The following is a 15,941-nucleotide window of genomic DNA, read 5'->3' as shown; positions in this document are numbered from 1 at the left end:
AGACCGGCGAGCGCATCGGCCCAGTGGCCGAAAGGACGCTGTGAGCGTTCACAGTAGAGAAACGAAACCGACACTTGTCAATGGTTGTTGCTGTGCGGTTATGTTGGCCCTGCGCCGCCGAGAGTGTGTGTGCACGTTCCCAGAAGTTGTCCCGAAGAGCCAGGAGCTGTCCATGCCGCACTCAGAATCCGCTCCCACCCCGGTCGGCCTGCACAAGCTGGCGTTCGGCGGCGACTACAACCCCGAGCAGTGGCCCGAAGAGGTCTGGCACGAGGACGTACGCCTGATGCGGGAAGCCGGCGTCACCATGGTCAGCGTCGGGATCTTCTCCTGGGCCCTGCTGGAGCCCGAACCCGGCCGCTACGACTTCGGATGGCTCGACCGCCTGCTGGACCTGCTGCACGTCAACGGCATCCGCGCCGACCTCGGCACCCCCACCGTCGCCCCGCCCGCCTGGTTCTACCGCGCCCACCCCGAGGCCCTGCCGCTCAGCCGCGACGGTGTCCGCTACGCCTTCGGATCACGCGGCGCCATCTGCCACAGCTCGGCCCCCTACCGCGCGGCCGCGGCGAACATCACCGAGCAGCTCGCCCGCCGTTACGCGAGCCACCCGGCCCTCGCCATGTGGCACGTCCACAACGAGTACGGGGTCCCCATCAGCGCGTGTTACTGCGACAACTGCGCCGTGCACTTCCGCCACTGGCTGACCGGCCGGCACGGCTCCGTCGACGCGGTCAACGAGGCCTGGGGAACCGCCTTCTGGGGTCAGCGCTACAACACCCTCGACGAGATCGACCCGCCCCGCACCACGCCCACGGTCGGCAACCCCGCCCAGCAGCTGGACTACGCCCGCTTCGCCGACGCCACCCTGCGCGAGAACTTCACCGCCGAGCGCGACATCCTGCACCGGCTGGCCCCCGGCATCCCCGTCACCACCAACTTCATGACCGCCCTCAGCCAGTGCGAGTCCATCGACTACTGGGCCTGGGGCCGCGAGGTCGACCTCGTCACCAACGACCACTACCTGATCACCGACGGCCGCCGCACCCACGTCAATCTGGCCATGGCCGCCGACCTCACCCGCTCGGTCGCCGGCGGTGCGCCCTGGCTGCTGCTGGAGCACTCCACCAGTGGCGTCAACTGGCAGCCCCGCAACCCCGCCAAGCGCCCCGGCGAGATGGCCCGCAACAGCCTCTCCCACGTGGCCCGCGGTTCCGAGGGCGCGATGTTCTTCCAGTGGCGCCAGTCCAGGCGCGGCGCCGAGAAGTTCCACTCCGCGATGGTCCCGCACGCCGGGACCGACTCCCGGGTGTGGCGCGAGGTGAGCGCCCTCGGCGCGGACCTCGGCCTGCTCGACGGCATCCGGGGCACCCGTACCGTCGCCGACGCCGCGATGCTCTGGGACTGGCAGTCCTGGTGGGCGCAGTCCCTGGAATGGCGTCCCAGTGAGGACCACGACGCCCGCGAGCGTGCCGACACGTACTACGCCTCGCTGTACGACCAGCACCTCACCGTCGACTTCGCCCACCCGGAGGCCGACCTCTCCGCGTACCCCCTGGTCGTCGTCCCCGCCCTCTACCTCGCCACCGAGGAGACCGGCCGCAACCTGCGGCGGTACGTCGAGAACGGCGGCACCCTCGTCGTCTCGTACTTCTCCGGCATCGTCGACGCCGACGACGCCGTGCACCCCGGCCCCTACCCCGGCGTCCTGCGGGACGTCCTGGGCCTGACGGTCGAGGAGTTCTCCCCCCTCGGCGAGGGCGAGACGGTCCGCCTGACCACCCCCGAGGGCGCCCCCGAAGGACCGGACCTGACCGGCGACGTCTGGACGGACGTGGTGATCCCGCGCGGCGCCGAGACCGTCTGGTCGTACGCCGACGGCATCCCCGCCGGCCGGCCCGCCGTCACCCGCCACCAGCTCGGCAAGGGCACCGCCTGGTACGTCTCCACCCGGCTCTCCGGCCCCCACCTGGACACCGTCCTGGACCGGGCCCGCGCCGACGCCGGCATCGCGGCGCGCACCGGCCTCGCCCACGACGTCGAGGTCGTACGCCGTGCGGGGGAGAGCGGCACGTACCTCTTCGCGATCAACCACAGCGGAGCCGACACCGAGGTGGCGCTCGACGGCCCCGGCACCGAACTCCTCACCGGCAAGCCCGCCGCGGACCGCCTCGCCGTGCCGGCGGGCGCGGTGCGCGTCGTACGGCTCGACGGCTGAGGCGCACCGACGCACCCCCGCACCACCTCCGTTACCCCGCACAACGGTCGAAGGGACATCGACGATGTACGGAACGACGCACACCCGCAGAAGAGCCGCAGGAACGGTGGCCGCCCTGTCCGGCCTGCTGTTCGCCGCACTCCCCGCACAGGCCGCCCACGCGGCCACCACCCCCGCGAACCCAGGCTTCGAGTCCGGGGCCACCGGCTGGTCGACGTACTCGGCCGGAGGCACGAACGCCGCCTCCTTCACCGAGGCGGGCGGCCACGCGGGCAGCACCAGGCTCAGCCACTGGTCGGCCTCGGCGTACAAGGTCGAGACCTACCAGTACCTCACCGGCCTCACCGACGGGACGTACACCCTCAGCGCCTGGGTGCGTTCGGGCGGCGGCCAGAACTCCGCCTACATCGCCCTGCGCAACTGCGGCGCCGCCGAGCAGCGCACCGACCTGCCGCCCACCGCCGACGGCGGCTGGATCCGGCTCGTCACCTCCGTCAAGGTGACCGGCGGCGCGTGCACGATCAGCCTCAACTCCGACGCGCACGCGGGGCAGTGGGCCAACTTCGACGACATCACCTTCACCCCCGGGACCACGGGCCTGAGCGTGAGGGGCGGGGACCTCTCCACCCTCCCGAAGAACGAGGCCCACGGCGCGACGTACCGCGACGCGAACGGCACCGCCGGGGACGCGGTGACCATCCTCAGGAACTCCGGGATGAACTACGTCCGCCTCAAGGTCTGGGTGAACCCGGCCGACGGCTACAACAACAAGCCCCGCGTCCTCGCCATGGCCAAGCGCGCCAAGGCCCTCGGCATGAAGACGCTCATCGACTTCCACTACTCCGACGCCTGGGCCGACCCCGGTAAGCAGAACAAGCCCGCCGCCTGGGCCGGCCACAGCTACACGCAGCTCCGCACGGACGTCTACAACCACACGTACGACGTGCTGAACGCGCTCAAGGCCCAGGGCACCACCGCCGACATGGTGCAGATCGGCAACGAGACCAACGGCGGAATGCTCTGGCCCGAAGGGTCCACCGACAACTGGACCCAGCTGGCAGGCCTCCTGACCTCGGGGGCGAACGCCGCCAAGGCCGTCTCCTCCGGTACGAAGGTGGCGCTGCACCTCGCCGAGGGCGGCGACAACGCGGGCACCCGCTGGTGGTTCGACAACGCCGTGTCGCGCGGCGTCCCCTTCGACGTCGTCGCCCTGTCCTACTACGGCTACTGGCACGGCTCGCTGTCCGAGCTCCAGACCAACCTGGACGACGCCGCGTCCCGTTACGGGAAGCCGGTGCTGGTCGCCGAGACCGCGTACGCCCACACGCTCGCGGACGACGACGGCCTGGAGAACAACGTGGCCACCGCGGACCAGCTGGTCACCGGCTACCCGGCGACCCCGGCCGGGCAGGCGGCCAACCTCCGGGACGTCATGAACGTCGTCGAGGCCGTCCCGAACGGCCGCGGACTCGGCGCCGTCTACTGGGAGCCGGCCTGGACCGCCGTCACCGGAAGCGGCTGGGACCCGGCCGACCCGGCGTCGGGCAACGCGTGGGAGAACCAGGCGGTGTTCGACTACAACGGGAAGCTGCTGCCCGCGGCACGGTGGTTCTCGCACCGGTAACCACTACAGCGGAGCGCCGTGCCACCTCCACGAGGTGATCCGGTCACGGCCCGGCAGATCGGCGCGGCCGGTGGACCAGAGCAGGACGGTCCACCGGTCCGCGTCGTCCGGCGCGTCCGGGAAGAGCCGTGCCAGCGCCCGGTCGCACAGGTCCGCGGGCGGCGTCCAGGAGAGGGACAGCCCCTCGGCGACGTCGTGGGTGTGCACCAGGGTCTCCACGACGCCCATCGCGGCGAACCCCTCCGGGTCGGAGAGCCCGAACACATGGTGCGAGCGGACGTCCGGCAGGGCCGTGCGCACCATCGCCGTGAGCAGGGAACCGCTCGCCTCCAGGGTCTGCAGCAGCCCGGTGGACCCGGCGGCAGGGTCCGCGAAGACCGAATTCGCCGGGCCCCCCTCGCGCTCCGCTGCCCACCGGTAGGGGACCTCGGTGCCGGTCGGCGGCTTCCGGAGGCCGAGCTGGACCGCGTACGCGAACAGGTCGTCGCCGAGATGCTCGACGGTCTCCCAGCAGTTCCACTCCAACGACCCGGCCGGCACCCGCCAGTCCCGCGCCTCCGACTCCCCGAGGGTGTCGACCGCGAGACGGACCGCGAGGGCCACGTCGTCCGCGGTGACCGGCATCCTGGTCCCGTTCAGCGCCGCCCGTTCGGCGGCGCCGCACTCCACACAGAACTCGTTGCCCTCGGGATCCGCCATCGTCGCCCAGCCCCGCCCGTCGGGCCTGCGGTGGTCACCGACCAGCGTGGCGCCGAGAGCGAGCAGCCGTTCGACCTCGGCGTCGCGGCCGCGGTCCTCGGGCCGGAGGTCGAGGTGGATCCGGTTCTTGACGCTCTTGGACTCGGGCACGGTGACGAACAGCAGCGCTGCCCCCGGGGCCGCGACGAGCGCCTCGGGATCACCGGGACGGTCGTCGTCGGACAGCGACGAGCCGAGCACCTCGGCCCAGAAGAGGGCCAGTTCGTAGGCGTCGGCGCAGTCGATCGTGATGTGCTGTACGAGCGATGTCATGGGCGACACTGTCGCCGCTGACCCACGCCGAGGTCCAGCGACTTGAATCCGGACAAGTGGAGCCCGCTGCTCCGGGCAGCGGGCTCTGAGGACCTATGGGACGGGCCGTCATATCGGTACAGTGACCCGATGATCTCGACCATAGGTCCCCTGGAGCTCCTCGTCATCGTGCCGTTGGCACTCCTCATCCTCTGCGTGCCGACGTTCATCGCCCACCGCAGGAGGGTGGACCGCCTGGGACTGGTCGTCGTGGTCAGCGTGATCGGCGCCGCCACGGGCCTGTTCTGGTTCGTCGCCCTGGTCATGGCGCTGTCGATGCGCACCCGCGGCCCCGCGCCGGTGCCCGGCATGAGCGGGTGACCCGGTGTCCGGTGGCCCCGGGCGGCGGCACTAGCCCGTGACGTCGCTCATGTCCAGCACGTCGGCCGACGCGGGCGGCCGGATGTCCAGCGGTTCGCCGAAATCGCTGAACGAGGTGGTGGTGACCTGCTTCCCGCCGTCGTACACGGCCTTCAGCAGATGCGGCTCGCCCTCGGTGGCGACGTAGAACGTGTACGCCCCCTCCTTGTCCGCCGGATCCGTCACCTCCAGCCCGAGCGCCTCCCGTCCGCCGATGCGGGTGGCCTCGCCCTTCGTCGCCGTACCGAACGACTCGAACGGCCGGGTGCACCGGGACAGCCCGTCACCCGGCTTCGACCTGGCGACGGGCACCTTCGCCCAGACGTTCGGCCTGGCGGCACCGAGATCGTTGCCGCTCCAGGTCTCCAGGTACTTCGTGTCCGGGCGGACGTAGTCCGTCCCGCCGATCCGGATCTGTTCCAGGGTGCCGCTTCCGGAGAAGGTGTTCCTCACCTGGCAGCGACTCTTCAGATCGGTCGTCATCCGCCACGTCGCCGTGTCGTCGCCCGCCTCGTTGGTGATCTCGATGGTGAGGGAACTCAGCTCGCCCATCGTGGCGTTGGCCTCGTCGAGGAGGTCCGCCGCCGACTTGTCGTCGGCGTCGTCGGCACCGCCCCCGCACCCGGCGAGCGCGGCCCCCGCAAGCAGGCACGTCAGTGCCAGTGCCGTCGTCCTGCGAACCGTCCGCATGTGGTGCCACCTCTCCGGCGCGCACTCGGGCACGACCTTGATCGACCACATGAGCCTACCAACGGCCTCCTGGCGGCCCGGTCGGGCGTGGATCCGGCACAGGACACGAGCGTGCGTTCCGGCCGTCGGGGAGCGGGAGTGCGACGGACCGTCCGGCGTGCTCCGCCCGATACCGCACGGGATGATGACGCCGAAGGGGCGGGACGCGCTGTGCGTCCCGCCCCTCCAACCGTCGTACGCCCCTACTTCACCGGGGTGAAGTCGCGTGCTCCGATGAATTCGGGGCGGCGGATGGGGGCTGCGAAGGGTTCCTGTGCCGTGTTCTCCACGCTGTTGAAGACGATGAAGACGTTGCTGCGCGGGTAGGGGGTGATGTTGTCCCCGGAGCCGTGCATGGCGTTGCAGTCGAACCAGGTGGCCGATCCGGCTTTGCCCGTGAAGAGCTTGATGCCGTGGCGGTCGGCCATCTTCGTCAGCGCCTCGTCGGACGGGGTGCCGGCGTCCTGCATCTGCAGGGACTTCTTGTAGTTGTCCTTCGGTGTCTCGCCGGAGCAGCCGAGGAACGACTTGTGGGAGCCGGGCATGATCATGAGCCCGCCGTTGGTGTCGTGGTTCTCGGTCAGCGCGATGGAGACGGACACGGTCCGCATGTTCGGCAGGCCGTCCTCGGCGTGCCAGGTCTCGAAGTCGGAGTGCCAGTAGAACCCGGAGGCGCCGAAGCCGGGCTTGACGTTGATGCGGGACTGGTGGACGTAGACGTCGGAGCCGAGGATCTGGCGGGCCCGGCCCACGACGCGTTCGTCGGCGACGAGGCGGGCGAAGGCCTCGCTGAGCCGGTGGACCTCGAAGACGGACCGCACGCTCTGCGACGTCGGCTCGATGATCGAGCGTTCGTCGGCCCGGACCCGCGGATCGGCGATCAGCCGTTCCAGCTCCGCGTGGTAGCCGGCCACCTCCTGCGGGGAGATGAGCTGGTCGACGGTGAGGAAGCCGTCGTGCTCGAAGCCCTGGAGGTCCTTCGCGGAGAGCGGCCCGGGTGCGCCGGGCGCGGACCAGATGACCGGGTCCTGGCGGGGAGTGGTCATCTCGGCGGCGCCGCGCGAGGGGTACAGGTCGGCTCGTACATCGGTGGTCATGGTTCAGGCCTCCTCTGTCAGCAGTGGGTAGACACCGTTCTCGTCGTGGTCCTCCCGTCCGGTGACGGGGGGGTTGAAGACGCACACGCAGCGGAAGTCGGTCTTGGGCCGCAGGGTGTGGTGTTCGTGGCCGTTCAGCAGGTACATCGTCCCGGGGGAGATCCAGTGTGTCTCGCCGGTCTCGTCGTTGGTGAGCTCGGCCTCTCCCTCGGTGCACAGCACGGCTTCGATGTGGTTCGCGTACCACATGGACGTCTCCGTGCCGGCGTAGAGCACGGTCTCGTGGAGCGAGAAGCCGACCTTCTCCTTGGCGAGCACGATGCGCTTGCTCTCCCAGGTTCCGGAGGCGGCCTTCACATGCCGGTCGGTGTTCTCGATGTCACTGAACGAACGGACGATCACGGTGGGATGGTGCCTTTCTCTTCTGTGCTTCTCAGGTGTGCCTGCCCCGGGGCGTGCCCCGGTCAGGCGGTCTCGCGGACGGAGCGGGCCAGCGTGCGCAGGCCCTCGTCCAGCTCTTCGGGGGTGATGGTCAGCGGCGGGAGCAACTTCACGACCTCGCTCTGCGGGCCGGACGTCTCCAGCAGCAGCCCGAGCTCGAAGGCGCGCGCACAGACGGCGGACGCGCGCGCCGGGTCGGTGAACTCCATCCCCCAGACCAGGCCGCGGCCACGGAACTGCGCGGTCGGCTCCTCGGCGCAGATCGCCAGGAGCGTCTGCTCCACCTGTTCGCCGCGGGCCAGGGTCTGCTTCTCCATCTGGCCGTCCGCCCAGTAGGCGTCGAGTGCGGCGGCGGCGGTGACGAAGGCGGGGTTGTTGCCGCGGAAGGTCCCGTTGTGCTCGCCGGGCTCCCAGATGTCGAGCTCGCCCTTGAAGAGGCACAGCGACATCGGCAGGCCGTAACCGCTGATGGACTTCGACAGCGTGACGATGTCCGGGACGATGCCGGCCTCCTCGAAGGAGAAGAAGCCGCCGGTACGGCCGCAGCCCATCTGGATGTCGTCGACGATCAGGAGCATGTCCTGGCGGTGGCACAGGTCCTGGAGGGCGCGGAGCCATTCGGCGCGTGCGACGTTGATGCCGCCCTCGCCCTGCACGGTCTCCACGATCACGGCCGCGGGCTTGTTCAGCCCGGAGCCCTGGTCCTCCAGGAGCCGCTCGAACCACAGGAAGTCGGGGACCTTGCCCTCGAAGTAGTTGTCGAACGGCATCGGGGTGCCGTGCACCAGCGGGATGCCGGCACCGGCCCGCTTGAAGGCGTTGCCGGTCACGGCGAGCGAGCCGAGGGACATGCCGTGGAAGGCGTTGGTGAAGGAGACGACGGACTCGCGGCCCTTGACCTTGCGGGCGAGTTTCAGCGCCGACTCGACGGCGTTGGTGCCGGTCGGGCCGGGGAACATCACCTTGTACGGAAGGTCGCGGGGGCGCAGGATCACGTTCTCGAACGTCTCGAGGAACGCGCGTTTGGCGGTCGTGGCCATGTCCAGGCCGTGCGTGATGCCGTCGCGCTCGATGTAGTCGATCAGCGCGCGCTTCAGCACCGGGTTGTTGTGGCCGTAGTTGAGCGATCCGGCACCGGCGAAGAAGTCGAGGTACGAGTGTCCGTCCTCGTCGGTCAGCCGGGCGCCCTGCGCACGGTCGAAGACCGCGGGCCAGCTGCGGCAGTAGCTCCGGACTTCCGACTCAAGGCTCTCGAAGACACTCAGGGCGGGCGGGGTGATGGTCACAGCGGATCTCCTGCTCGAGGGGGGTGTGACGGACGGGCGGCGCGTGAGGCATGCCCCGGGCGGGGGCGGAGTTCGGGCCTACGCGTGGAACGGACCGATGCGGTACAGCACTTCCGGCAGGTGCGTCCCCTCGGGGAACAGCTCGCCGTCGAAGAGCACCTCGCGCTCCAGCGGTACGTCGTGGCGCTGTGCGAAGGAGGTGAACAGCCGGTCGGACGCGGTGTTGTCCGGGGTGACGGTCGTCTCGACCGATGCCAGGCCCTGGTCGGATGCGACACGCGTGGTCAGCGCGTCCAGCAGGGTGGCGGCCAGGCCCTTCCCGCGGTGGGCGCTGTCGACGGCCACCTGCCAGACGACGAGCGTCCCGGGCCGGTCCGGACGGAGGTACCCCGTCACGAAGCCGATGGGGCCGCCGGTCTCGTCGCGGGCGACGACGGAGGTCGCCGCGAAGTCACGGCACCACAGCAGGTAGCTGTACGAGGAGTTGAGGTCCAGGACCTCGGAATCGCGGGCTATGCGCCAGATCGCGGCTCCGTCCTCCACTCGCGGGGTGTCGATACTGAGGAATTCGCTTCGGGCACGTGCAAAATCTGCTGGTGCGGCGGTCATGCGAATTGAATTTACCCAGCAAAAATCTAAATTGCATCGACGCAAGGGGTTGGGTGAGAGGGGATGCCGTGTTATCACGCGGGCGCGGACCGACTTGTAAGCACTGGCGATTTCATGCCTTTTGCCCGGAATTTATCGGGCATAACGGTCACTTTGTGGGGTCGGTCACATGTGTGTAACTCTCGTGACACCTGTTCGGATTGAGTGCCGCGGCCGCATGGGAGCTGAGGTGTTTAGGAATGAGGAAAGCGGGCAGAAGAATGCGGGGAGCTGCTTCGGATAAAGCAGCTCCCCGCATTGTTGAATTATCGGGTGGATTGCGGTCCGTTCAATCAGTCGTTCGGCCAGGTTTCCGAGACGGCATTGCGGGCACCCTCGAAGTCGGCTTCCCGTCCGGTCTCGGCCAGCGCGGCCCCCAGCGCGGCCAGCGAGGCGTGCACGGCGGCCCGCGTGGCGTCCACGCCGTAGTGGTTCACCCGGATCATCTCCGTGGACAGCGCGCCGCCGCCCGCGATCAGCGGCAGCGAGGGGTCGCCCGCGAGGGCCTTCGCGACCAGCGCCGAGGCGTCCGTCCCCGCGGGCACCCGCAGCGTCGTGGCGACCGGCGCCGCGTCACGGGCGTCGTGGACGTACGGCTCCAGACCGGCACCGAGGGCCACCGCTCCCGCCCGGGTGGCAGCGGCCGCCGCGGCGTGCCGGGCCGTCAGGGTGTCCAGCCCCTCCGCCTCGATCCGCTCCACGCAGGCCTCCAGCGCCAGCATCTCCAGCTGCGCCGGGGCGTGCGGCAGGGCCTTGCGGCCCCCGTCGATCCAGCGGGCCTTCCAGTCGAGGAGGGAGAGGTAGGAGTGCCGGGGTGCCTGCGGGTTGCCGGCCATCCGCTCCCATGCCCGCTCGCTCACCGACACCGCGGAGACCCCGGCGGGGCCGCCCATCGCCTTCTGTGCGCCGATGACGCACAGGTCCACGCCCCAGACGTCCGGCAGCAGCGGCTCCGCGCCGACCGACGCGACGGCGTCCAGCATGAAGAGCGCGCCGTGCGCCCGGACCACCTCGCCGATCTCCGCGACCGGGTTGGTGTTGCCGGTCGCCGCCTCGGCGTGCACCAGCGACACGAAGTCGATCTCCGGGTGCTCGGCCAGCGCCTGCGCCACCTGGTCGGCGGTGACCGCCGAGTGGAACGGCACGGCGAGGTCGACGACCTCGGCCCCGCAGTCCCGCAGCCAGTTGCCGAAGGTCTGGCCGTACGGGCCCGTGACGACGTTCAGCGCGGTGGATCCGGGCCGGGCGCCGCCCCGGATGCAGCCTTCGAGGGGCAGCAGCGCCTCGCCCTGCATGATGACGACGTCCTGCCCGGTGGCGAGGAGGCCGGCCACCCGCCGCTCGATCGCCGCGAAATGCGCGGCGGTGAGCGGGGCGAGGTCGAGGAAGGGGTGCGTCACGGTGGTGCTCTCTTCGGGTCGGTCGGTCCGCGGTCAGCGCTTGCGTCCGAGGGTACCCAGCACCTCCCGGAGCCCCCGGCGGGCCGCCTCGTACAGTGCTGTCCATGAGTGATCACGAGGTGGCGCGGGTGCTGCGGGTCGAGGGGCGGGTGCTCGCCGGCCCCGACGACGTGAGGGACGGCCTCTGGGCCGTCGGCGGACGCATCACCTACGAGCGGCCGCCGGGCGCGGACGACGCCGTGACGCTCACCGGCTGGTCGCTGCCGGGACTCGTCGACGCGCACTGCCACGTCGGCCTCGACCGCCACGGGCCCGTCGACGCGGCGACCAGCGAGAAGCAGGCCCTCACCGACCGGGCGGCCGGAACGCTGCTCATCCGGGACGCCGGATCGCCCTCCGACACCCGGTGGATCGACGACCGCGAGGACCTGCCGAAGATCATCAGAGCGGGCCGGCACATCGCCAGGACCCGCCGGTACATCAGGAACTACGCCCATGAGATCGAACCCGGCGACCTGGTGGCGTACGTGGCCCGGGAGGCGGAGCGCGGCGACGGGTGGGTGAAGCTGGTGGGCGACTGGATCGACCGGGACGCCGGTGACCTGACGGCCTGCTGGCCCCGCGGAGAGGTCGAGGCGGCCATCGCCGAGGCGCACCGGCTGGGTGCCCGGGTCACCGCGCACTGCTTCGCCGAGGCCGCGCTGCGCGACCTGGTGGAGGCGGGGATCGACTGCATCGAGCACGCCACCGGGCTCACCGAGGACACCATCCCGCTCTTCGCCGAGCGCGGCGTCGCGATCGTCCCGACCCTGGTCAACATCGCCACGTTCCCGGACCTCGCGGCGGGCGGCGAGGCCAAGTTCCCCCGCTGGTCCGCCCACATGAGGCAGCTGTACGAGCGCCGCTACGACACCGTGCGCGCGGCGTACGACGCGGGCATCCCGGTCTTCGTCGGGACGGACGCCGGCGGCTCACTGGCCCACGGCCTGGTGGCGGCCGAGGTCGCCGAGCTGGTGAAGGCGGGCATCCCGCCCCTGGAGGCGCTCTCCGCGACGGCCTGGGGCGCGCGGCGCTGGCTGGGCAGGCCGGTGCTGGAGGAGGGCGCCCCGGCGGACCTGGTGGTGTACGACGAGGACCCGCGAGCGGACGTACGGGTGCTGGCGGCCCCGCGGTGGGTGGTGCTCGACGGGCGGGTGGTCGGCTGACCGCCCGCGGGCGTCGGGTTGACCGGCGGTGACCCCGGCGACCACGGCTCGTTGAACCACTTTCGCCCCTGTTCCGGTGCCCACGACGACGGCGCCGCCCCCGTGGGGCGAAACGGGTGACTCCGGGGAACTCCTGTGCCGGAAGATTCGAATTCGTACGCGAAAACCCCCCTTTGGAGTGAACTGACGGCAGGTGTCTGTCAGTTCACCCTCTGTGCGTAAAGATTCACGGAGTCGAGGCCGCCGGTGCCCGCGATGTCCCCCATTGGACGGCGCCGGCGGCTCCATGTCTCTTGTGGGGGTTCCACCATCTTGAACAGCAACACCTTCCGTCTGGCCGCCCTCGCGGTCGCCGCCGTACCCGTCGCCCTGCTGGCCGCCGTCCCCGCCCAGGCCGCGACCGCGACGATCCCGGCCACCCCGGCCGGCAGCCACGGAAAGGCGAGCGCGGTCGTGCTCCGTGCCGGACTCGACGTGTCGCTCGTGAAGAACTCGGCCCATGTGCCGCTCGAGGCCACGCTCAACGAGGTGCAGGCACCGGCGAGTGCGGAGAGGACCGCGCTCGGTGTGGAGCTCGACGGAGTGGAGGGGGGCCGGCCGGTCCGCCTCCTGAAGGCCGACGTCGCCACGGCGGACGCCACCGTGGACGGGCGCAGGGCCGAGGGGTACAGCACCCTCGTGAAAGCCCGGGTGCATGTACCCGGTCTCCCGCTGCTCCCGCTGATCGAGGTCCGGAAGGTCACCGCCAAGGCACTGTGCGAGGTGGGCAGGAAGCCGGTCGCCGAGTCGAACGTGCTGGGACACGTGAAGGTGCTCGGCAAGAAGGTCCGTGCGACCTCGGGCGGTACGACGCGCGTCGAGGTGCCGGGTGTCGGTGAAGTGACCCTGGACCTGTCGCAGACCCGCACCACCACGCGCACGGCCGCGGCGACCGCGCTCCGGCTGCGGGTGTCCGTGAATCCGCTCGAGCTCAACGTCGCCGGTGTACGGGGCGAGGTCACCCTGGCCGGGGCGACCTGCGAGACGCCGAAGGGCGGCGGGTCGCACGGCGGCGGGTCGGGCGACGGCGGTTCGGAGCACGGCGGCTCGACCGACGGGGGCTCGGACGGCGGGTCGACCGACGGTGGGTCGACCTACGGAGGCTCGGACGGCGGCGGTTCGGACAGCGGCGGCTCGACCGGCGGCGGCGACGCGGGCGCTTCGGGTACCGCCGGTACCACCGGCGGATCCGGTGACACGGGCGGCAGCGGCGGCGACACGGGCGGCGCGGGGGAGACGGCCGGCACCGGCGGCAAGGGCGACGGCGGCGGCGTGAAGCCCCAGACCGGCTCCGAGCCGGCGGCGTCCGCCGGCGGCGGCCTCGCCGAGACCGGTTCCAGCTCCTCGACCCCGTACATCGCGGGTGGCGCGGCCCTCCTGCTGGCGGTCGGCGCCGGAGCCACGGTCGTCGCCCGCAGGCGCGCCCAGGACTGATCACGCCCGAGGGGGCCGGGGCGGGCGGAGAGCGGTGCTCGCACGAACGAGCACCGCTCTCCGCCCGGGGCCCGTCAGCCCGCGGATCTCCGCGGCAGCCCCTGCAGAGCCAGGTCGAGCGCCTGGAGGAACCCGTTGGTCGTCACACGGTCGCGTACGGCCAGCCGCAGCCAGTCGCTGCCCAGCCCCGGGAAGGTGTCCCCGCGCCGCGCCGCGAAACCCAGCGACCGCAGCCGCTCCCGTACCTCGTCCGCCCGGTCCAGCCGGAGCAGGACGAACGGCCCCGCGGCCGGCTCCACCACCCGCACCTCGCCGAACTCCGCGAGCCCCGCCAGCAGATGCGCCCGGTCCACCGTGACCCGGTCCGCCGCGTCGGCCGCCTCGACCAGCGCCCGCGGCTCCATGCACGCCTCGGCCGCCGCCAGCGCGGGGGAGGACACCGGCCACAGCGGCTGCGCCTCCTGGAGCAGGGCGACCGTCGCGGGATCCGCGAGCACGTAGCCGATGCGCAGCCCCGCGAGCCCCCAGGTCTTGGTCAGGCTCCGCAGCACGACGAGCCCCGGGACGTCCTCCCGGTCGCACAGCGCCTCCCGCTCGCCCGGAACGGCGTCCATGAACGCCTCGTCGACCACCAGCGTCCGCCCGGGCCGCGCCAGTTGCTCCAGCACCTGCGCGCGATGGAGCACGGACGTCGGATTGGTCGGATTGCCGACCACCACCAGATCCGCGTCCTCGGGCACCGCCGCCGGATCCAGCCGGAAGCCGTCCTCCGGCCGCAGCACCACCCGGCCCACCTCGTGCCCGGCCGCGCGCAGGGCCGCCTCCGGCTCGGTGAACTGCGGATGCACGACGACCGGCCGCCGGGCCGGCAGGGCCCGTGCGATCAGCACGAACGCCTCCGCGGCGCCCGCCGTGAGCAGGACCCGCTCCTCGGGCAGCCCGTGCCGTCCGGCGACCGCAGCCCGCGCCGGACGCCCGTCCGGATAGGCGGCGAGCGAACCCAGCGACGCGGCTATCCGCTCCCGCAGCCAGTCGGGGGGCGTACCGGTCCGTACGTTCACGGCGAGATCGGTCAGATCGAGGCCGCGCACTTCCGCGTCGCCGTGGTGCCGCAGATCGGGCCCGGCGTTGTCGAGGTGCTTCGTGTGCTTCGTGGGGGGCAGCATGGCAGCCATGGTGAACGGCCGGGCGCGATTCGTCGACGCCGGGGTGCCGGTCCGTGAGGTCCTGCGGGCCACCGCGCAGGTCGCGGACGCCGACTTCCGCTTCATGGCCAGGAGTTCGTCCGCGTCGGCCAACGCCGCGGCCTCCGCGACGGACGGTGTCCCCGTGGCGGCCAACGGCGCTCCCGACGGGTTCGGCACGCGAACGGCCGCCAGCGCCGCGGCCGTCCAGGAGCGCACCGGCACCCCGAGCTCCGCCGCCGCTCCGGCGATCCCCGGTTCGTCCGCCCTGGTGTCGAGCGTGGCCAGCTCCACCACGTCGGAGGCGGACAGACCGGCCGCGCCCAGAGCCTCCCGGACCAGCGCGAGCACCTCCCCGCGCGGTACGCCCCGGCGGGCACCGACACCGACGACCAGCGCGGCACGGGGCATGAACGGAGTCCTTCCGGGGGAGCGCGGGTAAGGGCGGCCTCAGGTGCGAGGAGCGGGGTCAATCGGCTAGCAAGGCCCCATGGCGGTATTCGTCGCGCTCGGCGCGTTCCTGATGACCCTCGCGGGCGGCTGGGTCGCGCAGCGCGTCAGCGACCGGCGGCACCTGGTGCTCGGCTTCGCCGGAGGGCTGATGCTCGGCGTCGTCGGCCTCGACCTGCTGCCCGAGGCGGTGGACGCGGCGGGCCAGGAGGTCTTCGGCGTCCCCGCCGCCCTGCTGCTGTTCGTCGGCGGCTTCCTGGTGGCCCATCTCGTCGAGCGTTCGCTGGCCGTACGCCAGGCGGCGCACGGGGCGAGCGAGGAACGGGTGCCACAGGTCGGGATGACGGCGGCGGCCGCGATGGTCGGCCACAGCCTGATGGACGGCGTCGCGCTCGGCGCCGCGTTCCAGATCGGCGGCGGCATGGGCGCGGCCGTCGCACTGGCCGTCATCACCCACGACTTCGCCGACGGTTTCAACACGTACACGATCACCAGCCTCTACGGAAACGCCCGCCGCAAGGCGCTCCTGATGCTGTACGCGGACGCGCTGGCCCCGATCGTGGGCGCCGCGACCACCCTGCTGTTCACCCTTCCGGAGGAACTGCTCGGCTGCTATCTCGGATTCTTCGGCGGGGCGCTCCTCTACCTCGCCGCCGCCGAGATCCTGCCCGAGGCGCACCACGAGCACCCGGCCCGCTCCACCCTGCTGTGCACCGTCGCCGGAGTGGGCTTCATCTGGCTGGTGGTCGGCATCGCGGAGTGAGCGGGCGGGGCCG

General features: G+C 71.5%; 14 protein-coding genes. 6 read left to right on the top strand and 8 right to left on the bottom strand.

Annotation, left to right across the window (positions count from 1 at the left end; translation table 11 throughout):
- Positions 1 to 172 precede the first annotated feature (172 nt).
- Positions 173 to 2,218 (top strand): beta-galactosidase, encoded by a 2,046-nt coding sequence (locus tag OG927_RS07265; RefSeq protein WP_056783434.1) that lies wholly within the window; start codon positions 173 to 175, stop codon positions 2,216 to 2,218.
- A 64-nt stretch (positions 2,219 to 2,282) separates the two neighbouring features.
- A complete protein-coding gene (locus OG927_RS07260) occupies positions 2,283 to 3,842 on the top strand; it encodes a glycoside hydrolase family 53 protein (RefSeq protein WP_056783431.1) in 1,560 nt (519 codons plus the stop codon).
- A 3-nt stretch (positions 3,843 to 3,845) separates the two neighbouring features.
- Here OG927_RS07260 and OG927_RS07255 read toward each other — a convergent pair whose 3' ends face one another.
- Positions 3,846 to 4,853 carry a VOC family protein gene (locus OG927_RS07255; RefSeq protein ID WP_330319863.1) on the bottom strand — a complete coding sequence of 336 codons (1,008 nt, stop codon included), beginning with the start codon at positions 4,851 to 4,853 and terminating at the stop codon, positions 3,846 to 3,848.
- A gap of 129 nt (positions 4,854 to 4,982) precedes the next feature.
- Between OG927_RS07255 and OG927_RS07250 the strand changes: the two genes are divergently transcribed.
- Positions 4,983 to 5,213, top strand: coding sequence for a superinfection immunity protein (locus OG927_RS07250; protein ID WP_056783425.1), 231 nt, complete (start codon positions 4,983 to 4,985; stop codon positions 5,211 to 5,213).
- A gap of 30 nt (positions 5,214 to 5,243) precedes the next feature.
- Here OG927_RS07250 and OG927_RS07245 read toward each other — a convergent pair whose 3' ends face one another.
- From OG927_RS07245 to OG927_RS07220, 6 genes are all read right to left on the bottom strand, one after another.
- Positions 5,244 to 5,942, bottom strand: a complete 699-nt coding sequence (locus OG927_RS07245) for a hypothetical protein (RefSeq protein WP_330319862.1) — start codon at positions 5,940 to 5,942, stop codon at positions 5,244 to 5,246.
- A 242-nt stretch (positions 5,943 to 6,184) separates the two neighbouring features.
- Positions 6,185 to 7,078 carry an ectoine hydroxylase gene (thpD, locus tag OG927_RS07240; protein WP_209470759.1) on the bottom strand — a complete coding sequence of 298 codons (894 nt, stop codon included), beginning with the start codon at positions 7,076 to 7,078 and terminating at the stop codon, positions 6,185 to 6,187.
- Between the two features lie 3 nt (positions 7,079 to 7,081).
- Positions 7,082 to 7,480 carry an ectoine synthase gene (locus tag OG927_RS07235; protein WP_056785815.1) on the bottom strand — a complete coding sequence of 133 codons (399 nt, stop codon included), beginning with the start codon at positions 7,478 to 7,480 and terminating at the stop codon, positions 7,082 to 7,084.
- 62 nt (positions 7,481 to 7,542) lie between these two features.
- Complete coding sequence (gene ectB, locus OG927_RS07230; protein ID WP_057573609.1) at positions 7,543 to 8,805, bottom strand: diaminobutyrate--2-oxoglutarate transaminase; 1,263 nt, start codon at positions 8,803 to 8,805, stop codon at positions 7,543 to 7,545.
- A 78-nt stretch (positions 8,806 to 8,883) separates the two neighbouring features.
- A complete protein-coding gene (gene ectA / locus OG927_RS07225) occupies positions 8,884 to 9,414 on the bottom strand; it encodes a diaminobutyrate acetyltransferase (RefSeq protein WP_245376832.1) in 531 nt (176 codons plus the stop codon).
- 332 nt (positions 9,415 to 9,746) lie between these two features.
- Positions 9,747 to 10,853, bottom strand: a complete 1,107-nt coding sequence (locus OG927_RS07220; protein ID WP_056792699.1) for a pyridoxal-phosphate-dependent aminotransferase family protein — start codon at positions 10,851 to 10,853, stop codon at positions 9,747 to 9,749.
- Between the two features lie 104 nt (positions 10,854 to 10,957).
- Between OG927_RS07220 and OG927_RS07215 the strand changes: the two genes are divergently transcribed.
- Together OG927_RS07215 and OG927_RS07210 are read left to right on the top strand one after the other, a co-directional pair.
- Positions 10,958 to 12,058, top strand: coding sequence for an amidohydrolase family protein (locus OG927_RS07215; RefSeq protein WP_079099400.1), 1,101 nt, complete (start codon positions 10,958 to 10,960; stop codon positions 12,056 to 12,058).
- 312 nt (positions 12,059 to 12,370) lie between these two features.
- On the top strand, positions 12,371 to 13,531 hold the full coding sequence (locus OG927_RS07210) for an SCO1860 family LAETG-anchored protein (RefSeq protein ID WP_319105280.1): 1,161 nt from the start codon (positions 12,371 to 12,373) through the stop codon (positions 13,529 to 13,531).
- Positions 13,532 to 13,605: 74 nt separating this feature from the next.
- Here OG927_RS07210 and cobC read toward each other — a convergent pair whose 3' ends face one another.
- Complete coding sequence (gene cobC, locus OG927_RS07205; protein WP_330319861.1) at positions 13,606 to 15,126, bottom strand: Rv2231c family pyridoxal phosphate-dependent protein CobC; 1,521 nt, start codon at positions 15,124 to 15,126, stop codon at positions 13,606 to 13,608.
- Positions 15,127 to 15,205: 79 nt separating this feature from the next.
- Here cobC and OG927_RS07200 point away from each other — a divergent pair, with 79 nt between their 5' ends.
- Entirely contained in the window at positions 15,206 to 15,928 is a 723-nt protein-coding gene (locus OG927_RS07200) for a ZIP family metal transporter (RefSeq protein WP_056792701.1), read from the top strand.
- Positions 15,929 to 15,941: the final 13 nt, after the last annotated feature.

It is taken from the genome of Streptomyces clavifer, assembly GCF_036345975.1.
Lineage (GTDB): Bacteria > Actinomycetota > Actinomycetes > Streptomycetales > Streptomycetaceae > Streptomyces > Streptomyces clavifer.
This window is presented reverse-complemented; position numbering and strand designations above follow the sequence as displayed.